Below are 24,792 nucleotides of genomic sequence, written 5' to 3' on the forward strand. Positions count from 1 at the left end.
CTTTATTTCAAAGGATACACTTTCGTAAATCAACAGTTAACTGATATTCTAACATACTATGAGTAAAGCACACTTGACAGAAAAGAAGTTTTCCGACTTCGCCTTACACCCCAAGGTCATTGAAGCACTTGATAAAAAAGGCTTCAATTATTGTACACCGATTCAGGCGTACACCTTGCCTTTCACTGTCGAAGGCAAAGATGTTGCGGGGCAAGCGCAAACAGGTACTGGGAAAACGCTGGCATTTTTAGCGTCGACATTTCATTATTTGCTAACACACCCAGCTAAACAGGGACACAAAACTAATCAGCCGCGTGCGCTGATTATGGCGCCAACCCGTGAATTAGCCGTGCAAATTTATTCTGATGCGAATGAATTAGCGGCCTACACTGGGCTAAAAATGGGCCTCGCTTATGGCGGTGATGGCTACGATGAGCAATTGAAAGTGCTAGAAAAAGGCGTTGATATTCTCATTGGTACCACGGGCCGATTGATCGATTACGCAAAGCAAAATTATATTGATCTTGGCGCAATTCAAGTCATTGTACTTGACGAAGCTGACCGTATGTATGACCTCGGATTTATTAAAGATATTCGTTGGTTATTCCGCCGGATGCCAGCAGTGACAGAGCGAATGAACTTATTGTTCTCCGCCACATTATCTTATCGTGTTCGTGAGCTTGCATTTGAGCAAATGAATACTCCTGAATACATTGAAGTCGAGCCGTTGCAAAAAACCGGTCATCGAATTAAAGAAGAGCTATTTTATCCTTCAAATGAAGAAAAAATGCGTCTTCTGCAAACCTTAATCGAAGAAGAATGGCCTGACAGATGTATTATTTTTGCAAATACTAAGCACCGCTGCGAAGAAATCTGGGGACATTTAGCCGCCGATGGTCATCGCGTAGGCTTATTAACAGGAGATGTAGCACAGAAAAAACGTCTACATATTCTGGAGCAATTTACAGCAGGAAGCCTCGATATTCTCGTTGCGACCGATGTTGCGGCTCGTGGATTACATATTCCTTCCGTGACGCATGTGTTTAACTATGATTTACCTGACGATTGCGAAGACTATGTTCACCGTATTGGCCGTACTGGCCGCGCAGGTGAAAGTGGTCATTCCATTAGTTTGGCTTGCGAAGAATATTCACTAAATTTACCGGCGATTGAAACCTATATTCAACATTCAATTCCAGTCAGTAAATATAATAGTGATGCATTATTAACCGACCTACCCGCGCCGAAACGTCATCATCGCGCACGTCCTAACGGACAGCGTAGAGGTAATAATGTGCAGCGTCGCCATAATGGACCACGCAATCCCCGTAAACGGACGAGCTGAGTAACCGGTATGCTAAAATCTTCTTCTCTTTATGCTGCGATTGATTTGGGTTCTAATAGCTTTCATATGCTTGTCGTTCGCGAAGTTGCTGGTAGTATTCAGGTGATTTCTCGGGTAAAACGCAAAGTGAGGCTAGCCGCAGGCTTAGATAAAGATAACGTTCTTTCTGAGCAAGCAATGGAGCGCGGTTGGCAGTGCCTAAGACTATTTTCAGAACATTTACAGGATATCCCTGCATCTCAAGTGCGCGTAGTTGCTACTGCAACATTGAGAATAGCCAAAAATGCAGATATCTTCGTTGAAAAAGCGAGCAAAATACTCGGAAATACGATCAAAGTTATCCAAGGAGAAGAAGAAGCTCGCTTAATTTATCAAGGCGTAGCGCATACGACAGGTGGTCCAACTCAGCGCCTAGTCGTTGATATCGGTGGCGGCAGTACAGAATTAGTCACCGGTACCGGAGCCAAAGCATCTCAACTGTTTAGTTTAGAGATGGGCTGTGTCACTTGGCTTGAACGTTACTTTAGCGACCGAACACTAACGGCGGATAACTTTGCTAAAGCTGAATCTGCTGCGCAGCAAATTATAATGCCTGTTGCGGAGCAGTTAATACGCCATGGCTGGCAAATCTGTGTCGGCGCATCAGGCACCGTCCAAGCAATTCAAGAAATTATGATAGCTCAAGGAATGGATGAATTAATTACCCTTCCCAAGCTGCAAGAATTAAAACGCAAAGCGATTGTCTGCGGTAAACTTGAAGAACTCGAAATTGAAGGACTGACCTTTGAACGCGCATTAGTGTTTCCAAGTGGATTATCCATTTTAATCGCAATTTTCAAAACTCTGAATATTGAAAATATGACACTTGCCGGCGGTGCCTTACGTGAAGGTTTAGTCTACGGCATGCTAGATTTGCCGATTGAACAAGATATCCGAGCTCGCACATTACGCAATATTCAGCACCGTTTTCAAGTTGATATTGAGCAAGCCAATCGCGTTAAACAATTGGCTGAACACTTTTATCTACAGGTCGCCAAACCTTGGGGACTCGATCAGCGCTCACGCGATTTATTATCCAGCGCTTGTGCGTTACACGAAATTGGTCTTAGTGTTGATTTCCGTAAAAGTGCAGAGCATGCAAGTTATCTACTAACCCATCTCGATCTACCGGGTTATACGCCAGCACAAAAAAGATTATTAGCTTCATTGTTAAAAAATCAGAGTGGCGCTATCGATTTAGCCTCACTAAGCCAGCAAAATGCGTTACCGATGCAACAAGCAATACACTTATCACGCCTTCTGCGGCTTGCGATTATTTTTGCCAGTCGTCGGCGTGACGATACCTTGCCAGCACTACGTTTACAGGTAAATTCAGCACAGTCGTTAACCATTACATTGCCGTATAACTGGCTTGCCTCCCACCCTTTACGGGCGGAAAATCTGCAACAAGAAGTACAATGGCAAAGCTATGTTAACTGGCCTCTGATTCTGGAAGAGCGCAATAACTCCAGCCTCTAATCCGCGAATCTAAGCTAAAAAATAAAATGTTGCATCGGCAGATCACGTCAGATGCAACATTTTTACTTTTAATATGAATAAACTATATTTTTTTAGTATTTAATCCTAAACGAGCTTTAATATCAGCAAGCGCAGATTTACCTTTATTCATCCGTTCTTCCGGCGTCACGACTTTTCGTTCACTTTCCCAATCAACGTCATCTTGCGGTAACTCTAATAAAAAACGGCTCACTTCTGGGCGGATTAATTCACCGTATTGCCGACGTTCGCGACAATGCGTAAAAAATAATTCTCTTTGCGCACGGGTAATCCCGACATATGCCAATCGGCGTTCTTCATCAATATTATTTTCATCGATACTGCTTTGATGAGGTAGTAGCCCTTCTTCCATACCAACTAAAAATACATAAGGGAATTCAAGCCCTTTAGAGGCATGCAGAGTCATTAATTGAACTTGATCGGCATCTTCGCTTTCTTCCCCTCGCTCCATCATATCCCGCAATGTAAAGCGCGTAACTACCTGAGATAATGTCATTGGCTCGGTTAATTCATCACCTTCAATCATTTCACTCATCCAAGTAAATAATTGATTCACATTTTTCATGCGCATTTCAGCCGCTTTAGTACTCGTTGACGTTTCATACAACCAGCTTTCGTAATCTATTTCGCGCAATAAATCACGTACCGCCATTAAAGGATCTCGCTCAGCCAAGCGGGAAATTTCCGCCATCCAGCGAGAAAAATGCTGTAATGATGCTAATCCCTTGCCCGTCAACGACTGTTCTAATCCCAGATCAAAACTAGCGTGATACAAACTTTTATTTCTTTGATTCGCCCAATCACCTAATTTTTGAATCGTTTTAGGCCCAATTTCTCGGCGTGGAGTGTTCACTATACGTAAAAATGCACTGTCATCCTCAGGATTGGTGATAACGCGCAAATAGGCTAATAAGTCTTTAATTTCAGGGCGTGAGAAAAATGATGTCCCCCCAGAAATACGGTAAGGTATCCTATTCTGCATTAGCATTTTTTCAAAAATACGCGATTGATGATTCCCACGATACAACACGGCATAATCTTTATACGCTGTTTTATTGATAAAATGGTGGGCAATTAATTCGCCAATCACTCTCTCAGCTTCATGATCTTCATTATTTGCGGTGATCACTTTTAAAGGCTGTCCATAGCCTAATTCAGAGAACAGTCTTTTCTCAAAAACATGCGGATTATTCGCAATTAAAATATTAGCGGCTTTCAGAATACGACCAGAAGAACGATAATTCTGCTCAAGTTTAATAACATTTAATTGCGGAAAATCCTGCGACAGTAACACCAAGTTTTGCGGTCGAGCACCGCGCCATGAATAAATTGATTGATCGTCATCACCCACAACAGTAAAGCGAGCACGACGTCCAACCAATAACTTAACTAATTGATATTGGCTGGTATTAGTATCTTGATATTCATCCACCAGCAGATAACGCAATTTATTCTGCCAACGCTCTCTAACTTCTTCGTTATGGGATAATAATAGCGTGGGTTTAGCAATTAAATCATCAAAATCCAATACGTTGCAGCTCTTCAAATGCAGTTCATAGCGGCGATAACATTCTGCAAAATGCTGCTCACGCTCATTAAGAGCTCGCGCCATCGCTTCCTGTGGAGCAAGAAGATCGTTTTTCCAATTTGAAATCGTCGAGATCAATTGCTTTAATAAGTCTTTATCTTCTTCGAGTAAATCAAGCGTAAGCTGCTTAAGTAACGCCATCTGATCTTGATCGTCAAACAATGAGAAGTTAGCTTTGATCCCTAGCGCCTTATATTCGCGCTTGATAATTTCTAACCCCAAGGTATGAAATGTTGAGATGATCAATCCACGAGCTTCTTTTTTCCCCAAAGTCTGTGCCACACGCTCTTTCATTTCACGCGCGGCTTTATTGGTAAAGGTCACCGCGGCAATCTGACGAGGTTGATATCCACATTGCCGAATAAGATAAGCAATTTTATTGGTAATAACCCGCGTTTTACCGGAGCCTGCACCAGCAAGCACTAAACAAGGACCTTCAACATATTCAACAGCATGCTGCTGACTGGGATTTAATCGCATAACCTTATCGCATCGCCTTATTAATAAACTCTTGATTCGAACAGAGAGAAATAACTTAGGATTGTAGCAGAAAGCGGGCACGGTAATGAGCCGAGAATATTGAGGATATTGATTTTATTTTAATCTGTTTGAACTGTCATTCGCGCTTAATCTATCGCGCTTATCTATAATAAAAATACCATAAAAATAGAATAAAAACGGGCCCATAATCTATGAGCCCGCTGATGACTTTATTAACGATACCGCTTTATTGATAAATAATTATCACAGAACTATTTATTAGCCGTAAACTATTAGCCGTAAACTATTAACCGTAAACTATTAACCGTAAAATTAACCTCCTACGGCAATACGTTGCATATCTTTCATATAACCGCGCAGAGTTTTACCGATTTTTTCAATTGGATGATTACGAATAGCTTCATTAATATCGCGTAATTGGGCATTATCCGTTCCATTATCTGCAACGGCCTGCGCTAAATCACCCGGCTGCAATGTGGTCATAAATTCTTTCAGTAACGGCACGGCCGCAAATGAGAACAAATAGTTACCGTACTCTGCAGTATCAGAAATAACCACGTTCATCTCATACAGACGTTTACGCGCAATAGTATTGGCGATTAATGGTAATTCATGCAGAGATTCGTAATAGGCTGATTCAGCAATGATCCCTGCATCCAGCATAGTTTCAAATGCTAATTCAACTCCGGCTTTAACCATCGCTATCATCAGCACGCCATAATCAAAGTATTCTTGCTCTTTTATTTTCGCGTCATATTCTGGATAATTTTCAAAAGCTGATTTGCCGGTCTCTTCTCGCCAAGTCAGTAGATTTTTATCATCATTCGCCCAGTCAGCCATCATCGTTGATGAGAATTCACCAGAAATAATATCATCCATATGTTTCTGGAACAGAGGCGCCATAATGGTTTTTAATTGCTCTGACAGTGCAAATGCACGTTGCTTCGCCGGATTAGACAAGCGATCCATCATCAGAGTGATACCGCCTTGTTTTAAGGCTTCAGTGGTAGTTTCCCACCCAAACTGAATTAATTTACCGGCATAGCCTGGTTCCACACCGTCTGCCACCATTTTGTCGTAACACAGCAATGAACCGGCTTGCAACATACCGCACAAAATAGTTTGCTCACCCATCAAGTCAGATTTAACTTCAGCCACAAATGATGATTCAAGTACGCCAGCACGATGCCCACCTGTTGCGGCTGCCCATGCTTTAGCAATCGCCATGCCTTCGCCTTTCGCATCATTTTCAGGATGAACAGCAATCAATGTTGGTACGCCAAATCCACGCTTATACTCTTCACGAACTTCGGTGCCCGGGCATTTTGGTGCGACCATCACAACGGTGATATCTTTGCGAATTTGTTCGCCGACCTCAACGATATTAAAACCATGCGAATAGCCCAGCGCAGCGCCTTTTTTCATTAACGGTTGAACCGCTTGTACCACCGCTGAATGCTGTTTGTCTGGGGTTAAGTTAACCACCAAATCTGCTTCTGGGATTAATTCTTCATAAGTGCCAACTTTAAAGCCGTTCTCGGTCGCTTTACGCCATGAGGCACGTTTTTCAGCAATTGCTTCTTTGCGCAAGGCATAAGCGATATCTAGACCTGAATCACGCATATTCAGGCCTTGGTTTAAACCTTGTGCACCACAACCCACAATGACGATTTTCTTACCTTTTAAATACCCTGCTTCATCAGCAAACTCTTCACGCGCCATAAAACGGCATTTGCCTAATTGAGATAACTGCTGACGTAAATTCAATGTATTAAAATAATTCGCCATGGGTCAGACTCCATTGTTCTGTTGTGTTTAGCATTAGACGGTTTTTTCCGTCTATTGGCCTCATCTAATGTGAGGTGATTAATTTATATATTCACTATATGCGATGAAATGCATTGCTTAAATTGATATATTAACAATACAGTATTGCAATTTTTGCAACACGCTATTATCTGTTTATTCGGAGGCAATTATCGACATTCGTGACCTGAAATTATTTCTTCATTTAGCTGAAAGCTGCCATTTTGGACGCACGGCTAAAGCAATGCATGTCAGCCCATCGACGCTTTCACGCCAAATACAACGGCTCGAAGAACAACTCGGTCATGGGCTATTTATGCGTGATAATCGCACCGTAAAACTAACAAGTGCCGGTGAACAGCTAAAGCAATTTGCGCAGCAAACATTATTGCAGTATCAACAATTGCAGCATGGGCTAAATCAAAATAGTCCATCGCTTACTGGAGAATTGTGCTTATTCTGCTCGGTTACCGCCGCCTATAGCCATCTTCCACAAATTATTGATCAGTTTCGAGCACAAAACCCGCTAGTTGAGATCAAGCTCACAACCGGAGATGCTGCAGATGCCGTCGATAAAGTAGCAACTAACGACGCTGATTTAGGGATTGCCGGAAAACCAGAAAAATTGCCGAATAACGTGCGGTTCAAAAAAATAGGTGAGATCCCTTTAGTATTAATAGCTCCAGCACTGGCTTGCGCCGTACGCTCCATGGTCACCGATAATCCGCAACCGGATTGGTCACAAGTTCCGTTTATTTTACCCGAGCACGGACCTTCTCGTCAGCGTATTGAGCGCTGGTTTCGTCGCCATCAGATCCATAATCCGCTGATTTATGCTACGGTTTCGGGTCATGAGGCGATTGTTTCGATGGTGGCATTAGGCTGCGGAATTGCACTCATCCCGAGTGTAGTGGTTGAAAATAGCCCCGAACCAGTCCGTAGCCGGATTTCTCAACTAGAGAATATTTCGCTTGTGGAACCGTTTGAATTAGGCGTTTGTGTATTAAGCAAACGCCTAAGTGAGCCGCTAATCCGTGCATTTTGGCAGTTACTGCCCGAACGCTCAATCTAGGGTTTGTGGGTTATCTTGCGGAGCTAAGAAAAACTGGAAAGATGGATTTCCAGTTTCATCATGATATTCATACCCCAAGTCTTTTAAATGACGATCAAAGCGTACTTCTTGGCCAGATAATTCAAAAGCCGCCAACACACGGCCATAATCGGTGCCATGGCTACGGTAATGAAATAAAGTAATATTCCAATATGTGCCCAAGGTTTGTAAGAACTTCAGCAATGCACCCGGCGATTCAGGAAACTCAAAACTAAATAAACGTTCTTGCAGTGGCTTAGATGGGCGTCCGCCGACCATATAGCGTACATGCAATTTAGCCATTTCATCGTCAGAAAGATCAGCAACAGCATAACCATTTGCTTGTAATTCAGCGATCATTTCACTGCGTTCAGCTTCTCCACCGTTTAAGCGTACGCCGACAAAAATACAGGCATTTTCTGGATTAACACCGGTATAACGGTAATTAAATTCAGTAACCGCACGATGACCCAGTAACTGACAAAAACGTAAAAAACTGCCTTTTTGCTCCGGGATGGTTACTGCCAATAATGCTTCTCGCTGCTCGCCAATCTCACAGCGTTCAGAAACATAACGTAAGCCATGAAAGTTCATATTAGCGCCAGATAAAATATGCGCTAAGCGTTCACCTTTAATATTATGCTGCTGCACATATTTTTTTAGCCCTGCCAATGCTAATGCTCCCGAAGGCTCAGCAATAGCACGGACATCTTCAAAAATATCTTTTAGTGCGGCGCAAATCGCATCGCTATCGACCGTAATAACATCATCGACATATTGCTGGCATAAACGAAAAGGCTCATCACCGATACGTTTAACCGCGACGCCTTCAGCAAATAATCCGACCCGCTCTAAATTTACTGGCTCACCTGCCGCTAAAGCCGCTTTCAAACAGGCGGCATCTTCAGCTTCAACACCAATAATTTGAGTTTCTGGCATTAATTGTTTGATTAATACCGCAACGCCAGCAATCAGTCCGCCTCCGCCAACCGGAATAAAAATCCGATCGAGTTTTTCATCTTGCTGTAATAGCTCCAGCGCAATAGTCGCTTGACCGGCTATCACTGCGGGGTGATCAAACGGGGGTACAAAGGTATAGCCATGCTGCTCAGATAATTCAATGGCCTTCGCTTTAGCTTCATCAAAATTTGCCCCATACAACAAGGCTTCTCCGCCAAAACTACGCACTGCATCCACTTTGATATCCGCCGTCGCTACCGGCATCACAATCAGCGCTTTTACACCAACGCGGCTCGCCGATAATGCGACGCCTTGCGCATGGTTCCCCGCTGATGCAGTAACCACTCCACGTGCTTTCTGCTCTTCGTTTAATCCGCTGATCATTGCATAAGCACCACGTAGCTTGAAGCTATGCACTGGCTGACGATCTTCACGTTTGACTAAAATTGTATTATCAAAACGGGCAGACACTTTGCCCATTTTTTCCAATGGTGTCACCTGTGCAACATCATAAACCGGTGCACTGAGCGCGGCTTTCAGATAATCGGCGCTCGAAGGCGCCGCCGTTAACAATTTAGTAGAGGCCATTATCAACCCCCTAATTTGGATTTATCACGCACAGCACCTTTATCCGCACTGGTGGCGAGAGAAGCATAAGCCCGTAATGCAAACGAAACCTGACGCTGGCGATTTTTCGGCGTATATGCCTGTTCACCGCGAGCAAGCTCAGCTTGCGTTCTCTCTGCTAATACTGCGTCATCGACAACTAACGAAATACTACGGCGTGGGATATCAATATCAATAATATCGCCATCTTCCACCAGCGCAATCACTCCACCGCTCGCAGCTTCTGGCGAAATATGACCAATTGATAAACCGGAGCTTCCGCCCGAGAATCGACCATCGGTAATTAAAGCGCAAACTTTACCCAGACCCATAGATTTTAAATAAGACGTTGGGTAGAGCATTTCCTGCATTCCCGGACCACCTTTTGGCCCCTCATAGCGGATCACGACGACATCCCCTGCCACAACGTTACCGCCGAGAATTGCTTCAACTGCATCATCTTGGCTTTCATAAACTTTAGCCGGTCCACGGAACACTAAACTGCCTTCATCAACACCGGCAGTTTTTACAATACAACCATCTTCCGCTACGTTACCCGCTAATATGGCTAAACCACCTTCTAAACTGTAGGCGTGCTCCAGACTTCTGATACATCCATTTTCACGGTCAGTATCGAGAGATGGCCAACGACAGCTCTGTGAAAATGCTTTGGTCGTACGGATCCCTGCTGGGCCGGCTGAAAACATCTGTTTAACCGACTCATCTTGAGTCAACATGACATCGTATTGCGCTAATGTGTCAGCTAAATTTAACCCCAGAATATTTTTAACCTCTGGCGCTAATAAATTGGCTCGATATAATTCACCTAAAATTCCCATAACTCCACCAGCACGGTGAACATCTTCCATATGATATTTCGGTGTACTTGGTGCGACTTTACATAAATGAGGAACTTTTCGTGACAAGCGATCGATATCTTCCATGGTAAAATCGACATCACCTTCTTGCGCAGCGGCCAATAAATGCAGCACAGTATTTGTTGAGCCACCCATCGCGATATCTAGCGTCATCGCATTTTCAAATGCCGCTTTACAGGCAATATTACGAGGCAACGCACTCTCATCATCTTGCTCATAATAACGTTTAGTTAATTCGACGATGCGCTTACCCGCATTTAAAAACAATTGTTCGCGATCACTATGAGTTGCTAATAACGAACCATTACCCGGCTGAGATAAACCTAACGCTTCGGTTAAACAATTCATCGAATTAGCCGTAAACATCCCCGAGCACGAACCGCAAGTTGGACACGCAGAACGTTCAATTTGATCGCTCTCTGCATCACTTACATTTGGATTAGCCCCTTGGATCATCGCATCGACTAAATCAAGTTTAATAATTTGATCGGATAACTTAGTTTTTCCGGCTTCCATCGGACCGCCAGAAACAAAGATGACCGGAATATTTAGACGCAACGAAGCCATCAACATGCCTGGGGTTATCTTATCGCAATTAGAAATACACACCATGGCATCGGCGCAATGCGCATTCACCATATATTCAACCGAATCAGCAATTAATTCACGGGAAGGCAGCGAGTACAACATACCGCCATGCCCCATCGCGATACCATCATCAACAGCAATCGTATTGAATTCTTTTGCGACTCCGCCAGAGGCTTCAATTTGCTCAGCCACTAATTTGCCTAAATCACGCAGATGAACATGTCCGGGTACAAACTGAGTAAATGAATTAACAACGGCAATAATCGGTTTGCCAAAATCGTCATCTGTCATGCCTGTCGCGCGCCATAATGCTCGGGCACCCGCCATATTACGGCCATGAGTTGTGGTGGCGGAACGGTATTTAGGCATTGTTTTCACTCCTGTGTTTAGCAACAGGCGGGGAACGACCGCCTGTAAGATATAAAATTTTTTATTGTGGGTTGACTGGATCTAACCAGCCCCATTTGTCTTCTGTCTGACCATTGAATAAGCCAAAGAATGCTTGCTGAACTTTTTTAGTTATTGGGCCACAGCGACCAATGCCCACTTGAATTCCATCGACACTGCGTACCGGTGTAATTTCAGCCGCGGTACCGGTCATAAAGACTTCATCAGCCAGATACAATGATTCGCGAGACAATGTTTGCTCACGGACTTCAATACCCATATCTTTGGCTAATGTAATAATCGCATCACGGGTAATACCGGGCAGTGCAGCTGAGGTAAACGGAGGGGTAAATAAAATACCATTTTTAACTTCAAAAATATTTTCGCCTGCCCCTTCAGAAAGATAACCGCTGACATCCAGAGCAATACCTTCTTGATAGCCATGACGACGCGCCTCACTGCCCACCAATAAAGAAGACAGATAATTCCCCCCAGCCTTAGCTGCTGTAGGGATAGTATTCGCTGCCGCACGATTCCATGAAGAAACCATCGCATCGATACCTTGATCCAGCGCTTCTTCGCCTAAATAAGCCCCCCAAGGGAATGCAGCGATAATGACATCGGTGTTGTAGCCATCTGGCGGATTCACCCCCATACCCACATCACCGATAAAGACTAAAGGACGAATATAGGCGCTAACTAAATTATTTTTACGCAGAGTTTCGCGACACGCTTCCATCAGTTCGTCAACACTATAGCTGACCGGCATACGATAGATTTTTGCAGAATCCTGCAAACGCTGCATATGCTCACGATGACGAAAAACGACCGGGCCTTTATGCGAGTCATAGCAACGGACACCTTCGAACACCGAGGTTCCATAATGTAATGCATGAGACATTACGTGCACTTTCGCCTCAGCCCAAGGGGTCATTTCACCATTAAACCAAATATAGTCAGCTTTCTTTGTCATTTTTGTCTTCCTTTCCTTACATAGCACTTTGTGTGCTTAATAGTCGTGATTCTTGTTCACGGATTTCAACACCGGAAACATCAGATAACTTGGTTAATTGAGCATAAAGCAACGCCAATGGACGCTGGCTATTTACTGTCAGCTCGATATTAACATTATTGCCGTCTAGCGTTTGGTCCATATTCATGGAGCAGATATGAAATCCACGATGACGAGTAACGCGTAATATACGCTCTAAAACCTCGGGACGGAAACGCGCTTGAATGGCGAGTTGATGTTGCATCATTAGGGTTTCTCCATCATTTTTTCATTGCTTGCCCCTGGTGGAACCAATGGCCAAACGTTTTCTAATTCATTTATTGATACCTGCAATAAATACGGGCCTTCACTATTCAGTAGTTCATCTAACGCGGCAGCAACTTCAGATTTTGTTGTAATACGACGGCCGGGGATCTCGAACGCAGAAGCTAAAGTAATAAAATCTGGATTATCGGTAAGAATTGTTTCGCTATAACGTTGTTCAAAAAACAGTTCTTGCCATTGGCGTACCATCCCTAAGCGCTGGTTATCTAATAATAAGATTTTAACGGGTAATTTTTTACGTTTGATAGTACCCAATTCCTGCACATTCATCATGAAAGAGCCATCGCCAGAGACACAGACTACGGTATCTTGTGGCCGAGCAATTTGTGCGCCGATAGCCGCAGGAATACCAAATCCCATGGTGCCTAAACCGCTAGACGTAATAAAATTTTCTGGCGCTTCAAAACTCAAATGCTGAGCCGACCACATTTGATGCTGACCGACATCTGTCGTGATCACGGTATTATGTGGTTTTTTCTCTGATAATTGTTTTAATAACAAGGGGGCATAAATCGCTTCCCCTTGATGATCATAACGCCAAAAAAACTCAGTTTTCAGTTGTGTGACCTCTTGCTGCCACGCAGAAATATCCAGCGGCATCATCAGTTCTGGCAATAATGCTTTAGCGTCTCCACATAAAGAAACATGTGTCTGGCGTAATTTATCTAACTCGGCATGATCGATATCGATATGAATAACTTTAGCATTGGGAGCAAAAGTATTTAATTTCCCTGTTACGCGATCATCAAAACGTGCACCTACTGCAATTAGTAAATCACTGCGCTGAACCGCAAAATTAGCGGCTTTTGTGCCGTGCATGCCCAACATACCTAAATAATAAGGCGATGAACGTTCAGCTGCGCCTAAACCTTTAAGCGTCGAAACAACCGGAATCCCGGTAAATTCAGCTAACGCCCTAAATTGCTCAACGGCATGCGACATGCCCACACCACCACCAACATAGAAAATAGGTTTACTGGCTTGTTGCAATAATAACTTAGCCTGTTCTAACGCGGCTACAGGGGTAACAAACTCTTCATCTACAGGCATTAAATAAGCTGATAACTCAGCTTGTTGCAACTGAATATCTTTGGGAATATCAATCAATACAGGGCCAGGACGACCACTATTAGCAATGATAAAAGCTTCTGCAACGATACGAGGAAGGTCATCAATAGATTCGACTAAAAAACTGTGTTTAGTACAAGCGAGGGATAAACCTAAGACATCAATTTCTTGAAAAGCATCCGTTCCTATAAGATCTGAGGCGACTTGCCCGGTGATGGCTACAACAGGGACGGAATCGAGTAATGCATCAGCTAGGCCAGTGATCAAATTCGTTGCTCCCGGTCCCGATGTTGCAATACATACTCCAGTGCGGCCACTGGCACGTGCATAACCAATCGCCGCCATAACAGCACCTTGCTCATGTCGACATAACAGATGTTCAACACCACCATCATACAGAGCATCATATACTGGCATAATTGCACCGCCGGGATAACCGAATACGGTATCAACTCCTTGTGTTCGCAACGCTTGAACCAACCACTGTGCCCCGTTCATGCCCTTCTCCTGTCGTTTTTTATCGTTTTATTTGCATTAATTATTTTTACGACCACACATTTTAATTTTTCGATATTTACGCAAAAAAAAACCCGCGCCTTTCGGTGCGGGGTTCTTTTGAGATCTGGCTAATCTTTAAGCCGTTCTTCGTCCAAGTGCAGCCCCGCACGGTGGGATAATAATCACCACCACGCTTAGTATAATTAGGCTAATAACTTGGACAAATGCGTTCATAATCTTCTATTCAATGTGATTCTGTATAACTTAAGAGTTATCATTTTAAAAATATTTTGACAACCTTTATTTTATTTTTTTCATTTCATAATGTTTTGTTTATTTCAAATCAATAGGATAGAAGAAAAATAAAATAATGACCTACCAAACAAGCTATTTGCTAGAGATATAAACCAATAAAACACTTCATAACAATGTAATGACGCTATTATTATTAATCCTTTATTATTTTAATCTAAATCTCCAGCTATTAAATATTAGTTAATTACAGTGATTAATTTTAATTCAAGAAAAATATAACTTGGTTATTATTAATTGTGAGCCGCGCCGAAAAAATAACTATTCGACTCGGCATAAATATTAAATATTTTCGAGTACATCTACGCTTTCCAGCAATATTAGCCATCCATTCTATTTTCTCAACTAATCTATGCTTATACCCAAAGGGAGATATTATGTCGCTAGCTGTTATTTATACTCGAGCCTCAATCGGCATGAATGCGCCCGCAGTTACTGTCGAAGCGCATATCAGTAATGGCTTACCCGGATTAACCATGGTAGGACTGCCTGAAACCGCAGTTAAAGAATCCAGAGACAGAGTACGTAGCGCACTCATTAATAGTGGATTTCAATATCCAGTAAAAAAAATAACCATAAATCTAGCCCCAGCTGATTTACCCAAAGAGAGCGGACGCTATGACTTGGCTATAGCCATTGCTATCTTGGCTGCCTCAGAACAGATCCCAACCACTAGACTGAATGAATTTGAATTCTTAGGCGAGTTAGCTCTTTCTGGATGTTTACGCCATATTTCAGGCGCGATTATTGCGACTCAAGAGGCCATCATCAAGAATAGAATTTTGATTTTATCTGTCGATAACAAAGCTGAATTAAATTTATTACCGGATAACTCCGCATATTTCGCCGAACACTTACTTGATATTTGCTATTTTTTAGCTGATAACCATGCACTAAGCGGCAATATATTATTAAAAAATCCCACCTGTACCCAAAATCAATATGATGATGTCAGCGAAATTATCGGCCAAGAACAAGGTAAACGAGTATTAGAAATTAGCGCCGCAGGGGGACATAACTTACTGCTACTCGGCCCGCCTGGTACAGGGAAAACCATGCTAGCGAGCCGATTAATTTCATTACTGCCACCATTAACTCCACAGGAAGCATTAGAAGTTACAGCGATACATAACTTGAATGAGCGAGTATCGCTTCATGGTAATGAATGGCCAGATAGGCCCTTTCGTTCACCTCACCATAGTGCCTCAATAGCAGCCATTATCGGTGGTGGCAGCTTACCGAAACCAGGCGAGATCTCGCTGGCACATCATGGAATTCTTTTTTTAGATGAGCTCCCTGAATTCCAAAGAAAAGTATTAGATTCATTAAGAGAGCCCTTAGAGTCACATAAAATAATTATTTCCAGAGCAAAAGCTAAAGTTACTTTTCCGGCAAAATTTCAGCTCATCGCTGCGCTTAATCCCAGCCCGACTGGATATTATGAAGGAAATTATCAACGCAGTACCCCAACACAAATGTTACGCTATCTATCACGTATTTCAGGGCCTTTCATCGACCGATTTGATCTCTCTATTGAAATCCCATTGCTGCCTCTAGGCACGCTTAGCCAGCCGAATATTGCTACTGAAAGTAGCAGCACGATAAAACAGCGGGTATCCGCTGCTCGAATAAAGCAAATTGCACGGGGAGGAAAAATTAATGGGCTTCTAAGTGGAAAAGAAACCAGTAATTTATGTCAATTAAAACCGGAGGATGCTTTTTTTCTCGAATCTGCACTAAATAAACTGGGCTTATCCATTAGGGCTTGGCATAAAATACTTCGCGTCTCGCGCACTATCGCCGATCTTAATGAAGAGAAAAATATTGAAAAATTACATTTACTCGAAGCATTAAGTTATCGAGCGATGGATAGACTTCTGCTACATTTACAACAACAAGTAAGTTAGAGAATATAGGGGAAACAACAGAAAAGCTAAAAGTAATGGTTATTAATTGAGGGAATTTTAATGCAAACCATCATTTGGCTACTTTACGATTCAAATAAGGCTAACGAATGAAAAGAAAAGGAGCCAAAGCCCCTTTTCTCGCAGATCTAGATGATATTAATCATCTGTATCTGTATAGTCTTCCGATGGATCAATCTGAGGTTTTCCACCAGATAAAGTATGAAAGCGTTTAGGGCGACGAATACGTGAAACGTATTTTGCCCACACTTTCTCTTCAAGGGTAGTGGGCTCACGTTCACCACGACAAGCAGAGACGAAAAGCTTCTCTTCTTCTGTTTGTGGTTCACGTTTACCTGCATCAAGCTCGTTAAAAGCCTGACCATAACGCTCTAATAATTGAGCCTCTTTGATGGTGAAATCACCATGACGAGAAAAGCCACGAGGATAATGTTTAGTATCAAAAAAACGATTAGTCGTGATAAAGCTTTCTGCCATCTGGCACACTCCTAATTTCTACTGTCAAACGCTTTATGGCGCGGAGTATTAGATAGCATTAGCATTCTGTAAAACAAAACATTTAAATCCTCACGACAAAAAAAATTGGAGATGCATGTGGATACCGAGTTACTTAGAACATTTTTGGAGGTCAGTAAAACGCGCCACTTCGGAAGAGCCGCGGAATCACTCTATCTGACACAGTCTGCAGTAAGTTTTAGAATACGTCAGCTAGAGACTCAACTTGGCACAAATTTGTTTACTCGACATCGTAATAATATTCGTCTTACTGCTGCGGGTGAGCGATTAGTACCCTATGCTGAATCATTGATGAATACTTGGCTGCAAGCTAAAAAAGAAATTACCCATGCTTCGCAGCATACTGAATTGTCAATTGGAGCGACCGCATCATTGTGGGAAGGATATTTAACGGATTGGATTCAAGACTTATATCAACAACATGATGAACTACGATTAGAATCGCGAGTATCGACTCGTCAATCGTTAGTCAAACAAATCCATTCCCGAGAATTAGATTTGTTGATAGCAACAGAGCCTCCAAAAATGGACGAATTTCAGAGTACAATTATTGGTTCTATCTCGTTGCAGCTAATGACTTCGCAAAAACATTTAGCTCTCACTCAATATAACTATATCAAGCTAGAATGGGGCGCAGATTTCAATCCCCAAAATCAACCTTTGCTCTCTGCTGATTCATCTCCGGTGATGATCACTACATCAGCTCACATAGCCCGCCAATTACTTTCTGTAACGCTTTCTGCGGCATTTTTACCGTCACATTGGGCTTCTGACTACCCTAACATTAAAACAGCCTCAGAATCTGTAATTACAAAGCCACTGTATGCAATTTGGCTACAAAAAAATGATCAGCAAGCATTAATTAATCAATTGCTTAAAACACCGATTAAACATGCTTTATTGCATCATGAAAATGAAGGTTCTTGATAATAATTTTAACTATTATTCGATAACCGATACGTATCATATCTAAGTACTAGAAATTCAATATTATAAATAGATAACATCTGCCCTAATCGATAAAGTTCTCCGAACAAAACTAGGTATTTTTATATCTAGTTTGGATCGGTTTATTACTGAGATTTTAACTTCTAATCAGTCAGTAACTCTCAATTTGTTTTTAAAAAATCATCGGAATGATCTATTAAAATAAGATTTTCATCTTACTTTTTTATTTTAATTTCAAATGGTTATTTTTATATAATGTTATTTTTTAATTTTATAATTACTAGGGGCTGTTGATCTTTTGAGATTATTAATTGGGCGGCATGGTGATTCGGTATAATTGGATCTACCACAAATTAAAAAAAAACCACCATGTCGAGAACAATGTTAACAGATGAACAGTGGTACAGGCTACACAAGCTGATGCTTAAAAGTGGCCGTGCATACAACAAAAGTGAACATCGGATGACTCTAGAAGGGATCCTTTATAGGATGCGAACGGGTTGTCCCTGGCGCGATCTTCCAAGGAATTTCGGTTTGTGGAAGACCGTATTTCGTCGTTTTCACTTATGGTCTAAAAAGGGTATTTTACAACAACTCTTTAAAAGCTTGTCTGAATCTACTGATTCTGAATGGATTTTTATTGATGGTAGTATTATTCGCACACATCAACACATCCACATGGTACAGCTGCAGTGTCAGAAAGTAATGAGTCGATAGGAAAAAGTCGCGGGGGGAACTCGACAAAAATTCATCTCGCGGTAGACAGCTATGGGCTTCCGGTTCATTTCGAATTGTCGGGTGGACAGGTTCATAATATTGCCTATGCAGGGCAATTAATATGCCGAGCCCCAAAATCAGAATATATTATTGCAGACAAAGGTTACGACAGTTAAAAATTGAAAGATTCAATTAAAGAGCAAGGAGCCATTCCCGTAATCCCTCGTTGAAAAAACAATAAGGCAGGGAATGATGATATAGATTGGTATTTATTTGGTATTTATATAAATATCGACATTTAGTCAAGAATGCGTTTGCGCGAATTAAACATTTTCGAGCGATAGCAACAAGATACGATAAGTTGGAACGAAACTATGCCAGTATGCTTGCACTGGTGTGTGTAATGATGTGGTTACCAATGTGAAAGATCAACAGCCCCTAAAAATTACATGAAAAATATTTTTTACTATCTTTAAGCATAAAGATAATCAATATATATTTAGGAGCGGAATAAATATTCGAGTTATAGGAAAAATTAGGAAAAATTTATTTTCTGTATGGTAAAAAAAGATTAGTAATCTTTATAAGAGGAAAAAACGGGGAAAAATCATGAAAACAACCGAAATTTAGATAAAGAAAAACCCGACTAAAGTAGCCGGGCTATCAATATGATACTTCTTTTATTATTACTTAATTGGTAAGTGGCAGGGGCGGAGAGACTCGAACTCCCAACACCCGGTTTTGGAGACCGGTGCTCTACCAATTGAACTACGCCCCTAAATAAGTGGCGGAACGGACGGGACTCGAACCCGCGACCCCCTGCGTGACAGGCAGGTATTCTAACCAACTGAACTACCGCTCCACAAATGCTTACCTTTCGGCTGCTTATCGCATCACTGCAATAAGTCTTTAATTAAAGTCTGGCAGTTCCCTACTCTCACATGGGGAGACCCCACACTACCATCGGCGCTACGGCGTTTCACTTCTGAGTTCGGCATGGGGTCAGGTGGGACCACCGCGCTATCGCCGCCAGACATATTCTGTCTGTCAACATGATGTCACCTTACGGCTTCCATCACATTAACTTTAATCTTGAACAAGCTGTCATTTTAAACAATATTCTTTCCTGATTTATCTCATTATTTCGTTATTCATCAAAATAAATCGCTAAATCATTCAGTGTCTCTCTAAAACACCTTCGGTGTTGTAAGGTTAAGCCTCTCGGTTCATTAGTACTGGTTAGCTCAACGGCTCGCACCGCTTACACACCCAGCCTATCAACGTCTTAGTCTTAAACGTTCCTTCAGGACTCTCAAGGAGTCAGGGAAGACTCATCTCAAGGCAAGTTTCCCGCTTAGATGCTTTCAGCGGTTATCTCTTCCGCACTTAGCTACCGGGCAATGCCATTGGCATGACAACCCGAACACCAGTGGTGCGTCCACTCCGGTCCTCTCGTACTAGGAGCAGCCCCTTTCAATCTTCCAACGCCCACGGCAGATAGGGACCGAACTGTCTCACGACGTTCTAAACCCAGCTCGCGTACCACTTTAAACGGCGAACAGCCGTACCCTTGGGACCTACTTCAGCCCCAGGATGTGATGAGCCGACATCGAGGTGCCAAACACCGCCGTCGATATGAACTCTTGGGCGGTATCAGCCTGTTATCCCCGGAGTACCTTTTATCCGTTGAGCGATGGCCCTTCCATTCAGAACCACCGGATCACTATGACCTACTTTCGTACCTGCTCGAGCCGTCACTCTCGCAGTCAAGCTAGCTTATGCCATTGCACTAACCTCACGATGTCCGACCGTGATTAGCTAACCTTCGTGCTCCTCCGTTACTCTTTGGGAGGAGACCGCCCCAGTCAAACTACCCACCAGACACTGTCCGCAACCCAGATAATGGGTCTACGTTAGAACATCAAACATTAAAGGGTGGTATTTCAAGGTTGGCTCCATGCAGACTGGCGTCCACACTTCAAAGCCTCCCACCTATCCTACACATCAAGGCTCAATGTTCAGTGTCAAGCTATAGTAAAGGTTCACGGGGTCTTTCCGTCTTGCCGCGGGTACACTGCATCTTCACAGCGAGTTCAATTTCACTGAGTCTCGGGTGGAGACAGCCTGGCCATCATTACGCCATTCGTGCAGGTCGGAACTTACCCGACAAGGAATTTCGCTACCTTAGGACCGTTATAGTTACGGCCGCCGTTTACTGGGGCTTCGATCAAGAGCTTCGCTTACGCTAACCCCATCAATTAACCTTCCAGCACCGGGCAGGCGTCACACCGTATACGTCCACTTTCGTGTTTGCACAGTGCTGTGTTTTTAATAAACAGTTGCAGCCAGCTGGTATCTGCGACTGGCTTCAGCTCCGTGAGTAAATCACTTCACCTAGCGCCAGCGTGCCTTCTCCCGAAGTTACGGCACCATTTTGCCTAGTTCCTTCACCCGAGTTCTCTCAAGCGCCTTAGTATTCTCTACCTGACCACCTGTGTCGGTTTGGGGTACGATTAATGATAATCTAGAGCTTAGAGGCTTTTCCTGGAAGCATGGCATCAGTTACTTCATCACCGTAGTGACTCGTCATCAGACCTCAGTGTATAGTGAACCGGATTTGCCTAATTCACCCACCTACATCCTTAAACCGGGACAACCGTCGCCCAGCTAACTTAGCCTTCTCCGTCCCCCCATCGCAATTATCACCAGTACGGGAATATTAACCCGTTGCCCATCGACTACGCTTTTCAGCCTCGCCTTAGGGGTCGACTCACCCTGCCCCGATTAACGTTGGACAGGAACCCTTGGTCTTCCGGCGTGCGGGTTTTTCACCCGCATTATCGTTACTTATGTCAGCATTCGCACTTCTGATACCTCCAGCATGCCTCACAGCACACCTTCGCAGGCTTACAGAACGCTCCCCTACCCAACAATATTTAAATATCGCTGCCGCAGCTTCGGTGCATAGTTTAGCCCCGTTACATCTTCCGCGCAGACCGACTCGACCAGTGAGCTATTACGCTTTCTTTAAATGATGGCTGCTTCTAAGCCAACATCCTGGCTGTCTGAGCCTTTCCACTTCGTTTCCCACTTAACTATGACTTTGGGACCTTAGCTGGCGGTCTGGGTTGTTTCCCTCTTCACGACGAACGTTAGCACCCGCCGTGTGTCTCCCGTGATAACATTCTTCGGTATTCGTAGTTTGCATCGAGTTGGTAAGTCGGGATGACCCCCTAGTCGAAACAGTGCTCTACCCCCGAAGATGAATTCACGAGGCGCTACCTAAATAGCTTTCGGGGAGAACCAGCTATCTCCCGGTTTGATTGGCCTTTCACCCCCAGCCACAAGTCATCCGCTAATTTTTCAACATTAGTCGGTTCGGTCCTCCAGTTAGTGTTACCCAACCTTCAACCTGCCCATGGCTAGATCACCGGGTTTCGGGTCTATACCCTGCAACTCATTCGCCCAGTTAAGACTCGGTTTCCCTACGGCTCCCCTATTCGGTTAACCTTGCTACAGAATATAAGTCGCTGACCCATTATACAAAAGGTACGCAGTCACCCTGATAAATCAAGGCTCCCACTGCTTGTACGTACACGGTTTCAGGTTCTATTTCACTCCCCTCGCCGGGGTTCTTTTCGCCTTTCCCTCACGGTACTGGTTCACTATCGGTCAGTCAGGAGTATTTAGCCTTGGAGGATGGTCCCCCCATATTCAGACAGGATAACACGTGTCCCGCCCTACTCGTCGAACTCACAACACTAACATTTTCAGATACGGGGCTATCACCCTTTACTGCCAGACTTTCCAGACTGTTCTCTTAATGCTAGCGTTGATGTTGGTTCTGGGCTGCTCCCCGTTCGCTCGCCGCTACTAGGGGAATCTCGGTTGATTTCTTTTCCTCGAGGTACTGAGATGTTTCAGTTCCCTCGGTTCGCTTCATTTAGCTATGTATTCACTAAATGATGATGCACCAAAGTGCACCGGGTTTCCCCATTCGGACATCGTCGGCTAATAACGCTTCATATCAGCTCACCGACGCTTTTCGCAGATTAGCACGTCCTTCATCGCCTCTGACTGCCTAGGCATCCACCGTGTACGCTTATTCGCTTAACCTCACAACCCGAAGGTGTTTCTGAATACGAGTGACTGTGCATCATGATTTCTTTGTTAGTCCGTGCGCGCAATGCTCACGTACCTTAAGTACGCTGCGCTTGCTGTGCGCGGGCTGCCTTGAACTCATTTCGCTCGTCAACTCGACATTGCAGAGAACATCTACAAATTGGAGTATTTTGAGAGACTCTGGTATTCTTTCGACAAAGAATACCGTTGTTTTCAATTTTCAGCTTGTTCCAGATTATTAAAGAGCATAATTGTTAAGCCGACTCAATAAGTCAGCTTAATCATTATTTTTGGGTACCGCCTTTCACTCGATAACCGCGCAATTGGCGTCCCCTAGGGGATTCGAACCCCTGTTACCGCCGTGAAAGGGCGGTGTCCTAGGCCTCTAGACGAAGGGGACATCAGTCACTGCTTCGCAGACGCGCATTTTGCTCTACTTTCTATCAGACAATCTGTGTGAGCACTTCACATTCAACTTCGAATTTAGGTAAGGAGGTGATCCAACCGCAGGTTCCCCTACGGTTACCTTGTTACGACTTCACCCCAGTCATGAATCACAAAGTGGTAAGCGCCCCCCCGAAGGTTAAGCTACCTACTTCTTTTGCAACCCACTCCCATGGTGTGACGGGCGGTGTGTACAAGGCCCGGGAACGTATTCACCGTAGCATTCTGATCTACGATTACTAGCGATTCCGACTTCATGGAGTCGAGTTGCAGACTCCAATCCGGACTACGACGCACTTTATGAGTTCCGCTGGCTCTCGCGAGTTCGCTTCTCTTTGTATGCGCCATTGTAGCACGTGTGTAGCCCTACTCGTAAGGGCCATGATGACTTGACGTCATCCCCACCTTCCTCCGGTTTATCACCGGCAGTCTCCCTTGAGTTCCCACCATTACGTGCTGGCAACAAAGGATAAGGGTTGCGCTCGTTGCGGGACTTAACCCAACATTTCACAACACGAGCTGACGACAGCCATGCAGCACCTGTCTCAGAGTTCCCGAAGGCACTAAAGCATCTCTGCTAAATTCTCTGGATGTCAAGAGTAGGTAAGGTTCTTCGCGTTGCATCGAATTAAACCACATGCTCCACCGCTTGTGCGGGCCCCCGTCAATTCATTTGAGTTTTAACCTTGCGGCCGTACTCCCCAGGCGGTCGATTTAACGCGTTAGCTCCGGAAGCCACTCCTCAAGGGAACAACCTCCAAATCGACATCGTTTACAGCGTGGACTACCAGGGTATCTAATCCTGTTTGCTCCCCACGCTTTCGCACCTGAGCGTCAGTCTTTGTCCAGGGGGCCGCCTTCGCCACCGGTATTCCTCCACATCTCTACGCATTTCACCGCTACACATGGAATTCTACCCCCCTCTACAAGACTCTAGCTGACCAGTTTTAGATGCCATTCCCAGGTTAAGCCCGGGGATTTCACATCTAACTTAATCAACCGCCTGCGTGCGCTTTACGCCCAGTAATTCCGATTAACGCTTGCACCCCCCGTATTACCGCGGCTGCTGGCACGGAGTTAGCCGGTGCTTCTTCTGTCGGTAACGTCAATCGCTGATAGTATTAATATCAACGCCTTCCTCCCGACTGAAAGTACTTTACAACCCTAAGGCCTTCTTCATACACGCGGCATGGCTGCATCAGGCTTGCGCCCATTGTGCAATATTCCCCACTGCTGCCTCCCGTAGGAGTCTGGGCCGTGTCTCAGTCCCAGTGTGGCTGATCATCCTCTCAGACCAGCTAGAGATCGTCGCCTAGGTGAGCCATTACCTCACCTACTAGCTAATCCCATATGGGTTCATCCGACAGCGCAAGGCCCGAAGGTCCCCTGCTTTGCTCCTTAGAGATTATGCGGTATTAGCTACCGTTTCCAGTAGTTATCCCCCTCTGTCAGGCAGATCCCCATACATTACTCACCCGTCCGCCGCTCGTCAGCAAAGAAGCAAGCTTCTTCCTGTTACCGCTCGACTTGCATGTGTTAGGCCTGCCGCCAGCGTTCAATCTGAGCCATGATCAAACTCTTCAATTAAAGTTTGATGCTC

At 44.0% G+C, this 24,792-nt stretch carries 14 protein-coding genes, 3 tRNA genes, 3 rRNA genes and 1 pseudogene; 6 read left to right on the forward strand and 15 right to left on the reverse strand.

The genetic code is table 11. From position 1 onward, the window contains the following. The first annotated feature begins 58 nt into the window (after positions 1-58). A complete protein-coding gene (gene rhlB, locus MNY66_RS14850) occupies positions 59-1,345 on the forward strand; it encodes an ATP-dependent RNA helicase RhlB (protein ID WP_047254887.1) in 1,287 nt (428 codons plus the stop codon). Between the two features lie 9 nt (positions 1,346-1,354). Next, the gene (gppA, locus tag MNY66_RS14855; protein ID WP_047254886.1) at positions 1,355-2,863 is read left to right on the forward strand and encodes a guanosine-5'-triphosphate,3'-diphosphate diphosphatase; all 1,509 of its coding nucleotides are present in this window, start codon (positions 1,355-1,357) and stop codon (positions 2,861-2,863) included. A gap of 82 nt (positions 2,864-2,945) precedes the next feature. Here gppA and rep read toward each other — a convergent pair whose 3' ends face one another. Together rep and ilvC are read right to left on the reverse strand one after the other, a co-directional pair. Further along, positions 2,946-4,970 carry a DNA helicase Rep gene (rep, locus tag MNY66_RS14860; RefSeq protein WP_241501144.1) on the reverse strand — a complete coding sequence of 675 codons (2,025 nt, stop codon included), beginning with the start codon at positions 4,968-4,970 and terminating at the stop codon, positions 2,946-2,948. A 333-nt stretch (positions 4,971-5,303) separates the two neighbouring features. After that, positions 5,304-6,779 (reverse strand): ketol-acid reductoisomerase, encoded by a 1,476-nt coding sequence (gene ilvC, locus MNY66_RS14865; protein WP_047254884.1) that lies wholly within the window; start codon positions 6,777-6,779, stop codon positions 5,304-5,306. A gap of 190 nt (positions 6,780-6,969) precedes the next feature. Here ilvC and ilvY point away from each other — a divergent pair, with 190 nt between their 5' ends. Beyond that, positions 6,970-7,869 carry an HTH-type transcriptional activator IlvY gene (gene ilvY, locus MNY66_RS14870; RefSeq protein ID WP_047254883.1) on the forward strand — a complete coding sequence of 300 codons (900 nt, stop codon included), beginning with the start codon at positions 6,970-6,972 and terminating at the stop codon, positions 7,867-7,869. Here ilvY and ilvA read toward each other — a convergent pair. From ilvA to ilvL, 6 genes are all read right to left on the reverse strand, one after another. Further along, positions 7,861-9,435 (reverse strand): threonine ammonia-lyase, biosynthetic, encoded by a 1,575-nt coding sequence (ilvA, locus tag MNY66_RS14875; protein WP_047254882.1) that lies wholly within the window; start codon positions 9,433-9,435, stop codon positions 7,861-7,863. The two genes, ilvY and ilvA, sit on opposite strands and share 9 nt — an antisense overlap. A 2-nt stretch (positions 9,436-9,437) precedes the next feature. Continuing rightward, positions 9,438-11,288, reverse strand: a complete 1,851-nt coding sequence (gene ilvD / locus MNY66_RS14880; protein WP_047254881.1) for a dihydroxy-acid dehydratase — start codon at positions 11,286-11,288, stop codon at positions 9,438-9,440. A 61-nt stretch (positions 11,289-11,349) separates the two neighbouring features. Next, positions 11,350-12,279 carry a branched-chain amino acid transaminase gene (locus MNY66_RS14885; protein ID WP_047254880.1) on the reverse strand — a complete coding sequence of 310 codons (930 nt, stop codon included), beginning with the start codon at positions 12,277-12,279 and terminating at the stop codon, positions 11,350-11,352. A 16-nt stretch (positions 12,280-12,295) separates the two neighbouring features. After that, positions 12,296-12,565 carry an acetolactate synthase 2 small subunit gene (ilvM, locus tag MNY66_RS14890; RefSeq protein WP_047254879.1) on the reverse strand — a complete coding sequence of 90 codons (270 nt, stop codon included), beginning with the start codon at positions 12,563-12,565 and terminating at the stop codon, positions 12,296-12,298. After that, the gene (gene ilvG, locus MNY66_RS14895; RefSeq protein ID WP_241501145.1) at positions 12,565-14,208 is read right to left on the reverse strand and encodes an acetolactate synthase 2 catalytic subunit; all 1,644 of its coding nucleotides are present in this window, start codon (positions 14,206-14,208) and stop codon (positions 12,565-12,567) included. The genes ilvM and ilvG overlap by 1 nt, the downstream gene beginning before the upstream one ends. A gap of 135 nt (positions 14,209-14,343) precedes the next feature. Beyond that, the gene (ilvL, locus tag MNY66_RS14900; protein WP_072057313.1) at positions 14,344-14,442 is read right to left on the reverse strand and encodes an ilv operon leader peptide; all 99 of its coding nucleotides are present in this window, start codon (positions 14,440-14,442) and stop codon (positions 14,344-14,346) included. 455 nt (positions 14,443-14,897) lie between these two features. On the opposite strand from ilvL, the gene MNY66_RS14905 reads away from it, so the two are divergent. Next, a complete protein-coding gene (locus tag MNY66_RS14905) occupies positions 14,898-16,427 on the forward strand; it encodes a YifB family Mg chelatase-like AAA ATPase (RefSeq protein ID WP_047254877.1) in 1,530 nt (509 codons plus the stop codon). A gap of 156 nt (positions 16,428-16,583) precedes the next feature. Here MNY66_RS14905 and MNY66_RS14910 read toward each other — a convergent pair whose 3' ends face one another. After that, a complete protein-coding gene (locus tag MNY66_RS14910) occupies positions 16,584-16,922 on the reverse strand; it encodes a MaoP family protein (RefSeq protein ID WP_047254876.1) in 339 nt (112 codons plus the stop codon). Between the two features lie 111 nt (positions 16,923-17,033). On the opposite strand from MNY66_RS14910, the gene hdfR reads away from it, so the two are divergent. Then, complete coding sequence (gene hdfR, locus MNY66_RS14915; RefSeq protein WP_047254875.1) at positions 17,034-17,888, forward strand: HTH-type transcriptional regulator HdfR; 855 nt, start codon at positions 17,034-17,036, stop codon at positions 17,886-17,888. Between the two features lie 390 nt (positions 17,889-18,278). Next, positions 18,279-19,050 (forward strand): annotated as a pseudogene (locus tag MNY66_RS14920) (IS5 family transposase). Positions 19,051-19,328: 278 nt separating this feature from the next. Here MNY66_RS14920 and MNY66_RS14925 read toward each other — a convergent pair. The 6 genes from MNY66_RS14925 to MNY66_RS14950 all read right to left on the reverse strand — a co-directional run bounded on the left by MNY66_RS14925 (position 19,329) and on the right by MNY66_RS14950 (position 24,779). Further along, a tRNA-Trp gene (locus MNY66_RS14925) sits at positions 19,329-19,404 on the reverse strand. Between the two features lie 7 nt (positions 19,405-19,411). Continuing rightward, positions 19,412-19,488: transfer RNA gene (locus MNY66_RS14930), tRNA-Asp, on the reverse strand. A 56-nt stretch (positions 19,489-19,544) separates the two neighbouring features. After that, positions 19,545-19,660 (reverse strand): 5S ribosomal RNA (gene rrf / locus MNY66_RS14935). A 174-nt stretch (positions 19,661-19,834) separates the two neighbouring features. Next, a 23S ribosomal RNA gene (locus MNY66_RS14940) occupies positions 19,835-22,742 on the reverse strand. Between the two features lie 330 nt (positions 22,743-23,072). Then, positions 23,073-23,148: transfer RNA gene (locus MNY66_RS14945), tRNA-Glu, on the reverse strand. 88 nt (positions 23,149-23,236) lie between these two features. Further along, positions 23,237-24,779, reverse strand: a 16S ribosomal RNA gene (locus MNY66_RS14950). The 16S, 23S and 5S rRNA genes sit together here with 3 tRNA genes alongside, the layout of an rRNA operon. Positions 24,780-24,792 lie beyond the last annotated feature (13 nt).

Source organism: Moellerella wisconsensis (genome assembly GCF_022592395.1).
In the GTDB taxonomy this organism is placed as follows: Bacteria; Pseudomonadota; Gammaproteobacteria; order Enterobacterales; family Enterobacteriaceae; genus Moellerella; species Moellerella wisconsensis.

Bases quoted from the DNA above. Each gene is read 5' to 3' on its own strand.
- rhlB (WP_047254887.1), top strand. From the start codon at position 59: ATGAGTAAAGCACACTTGACAGAAAAGAAGTTTTCCGACTTCGCCTTA.
- gppA (WP_047254886.1), top strand. From the start codon at position 1,355: ATGCTAAAATCTTCTTCTCTTTATGCTGCGATTGATTTGGGTTCTAAT.
- rep (WP_241501144.1), bottom strand. From the start codon at position 4,970: ATGCGATTAAATCCCAGTCAGCAGCATGCTGTTGAATATGTTGAAGGT.
- ilvC (WP_047254884.1), bottom strand. From the start codon at position 6,779: ATGGCGAATTATTTTAATACATTGAATTTACGTCAGCAGTTATCTCAA.
- ilvA (WP_047254882.1), bottom strand. From the start codon at position 9,435: ATGGCCTCTACTAAATTGTTAACGGCGGCGCCTTCGAGCGCCGATTAT.
- ilvD (WP_047254881.1), bottom strand. From the start codon at position 11,288: ATGCCTAAATACCGTTCCGCCACCACAACTCATGGCCGTAATATGGCG.
- MNY66_RS14885 (WP_047254880.1), bottom strand. From the start codon at position 12,279: ATGACAAAGAAAGCTGACTATATTTGGTTTAATGGTGAAATGACCCCT.
- ilvM (WP_047254879.1), bottom strand. From the start codon at position 12,565: ATGATGCAACATCAACTCGCCATTCAAGCGCGTTTCCGTCCCGAGGTT.
- ilvG (WP_241501145.1), bottom strand. From the start codon at position 14,208: ATGAACGGGGCACAGTGGTTGGTTCAAGCGTTGCGAACACAAGGAGTT.
- ilvL (WP_072057313.1), bottom strand. From the start codon at position 14,442: ATGAACGCATTTGTCCAAGTTATTAGCCTAATTATACTAAGCGTGGTG.
- MNY66_RS14905 (WP_047254877.1), top strand. From the start codon at position 14,898: ATGTCGCTAGCTGTTATTTATACTCGAGCCTCAATCGGCATGAATGCG.
- MNY66_RS14910 (WP_047254876.1), bottom strand. From the start codon at position 16,922: ATGGCAGAAAGCTTTATCACGACTAATCGTTTTTTTGATACTAAACAT.
- hdfR (WP_047254875.1), top strand. From the start codon at position 17,034: ATGCATGTGGATACCGAGTTACTTAGAACATTTTTGGAGGTCAGTAAA.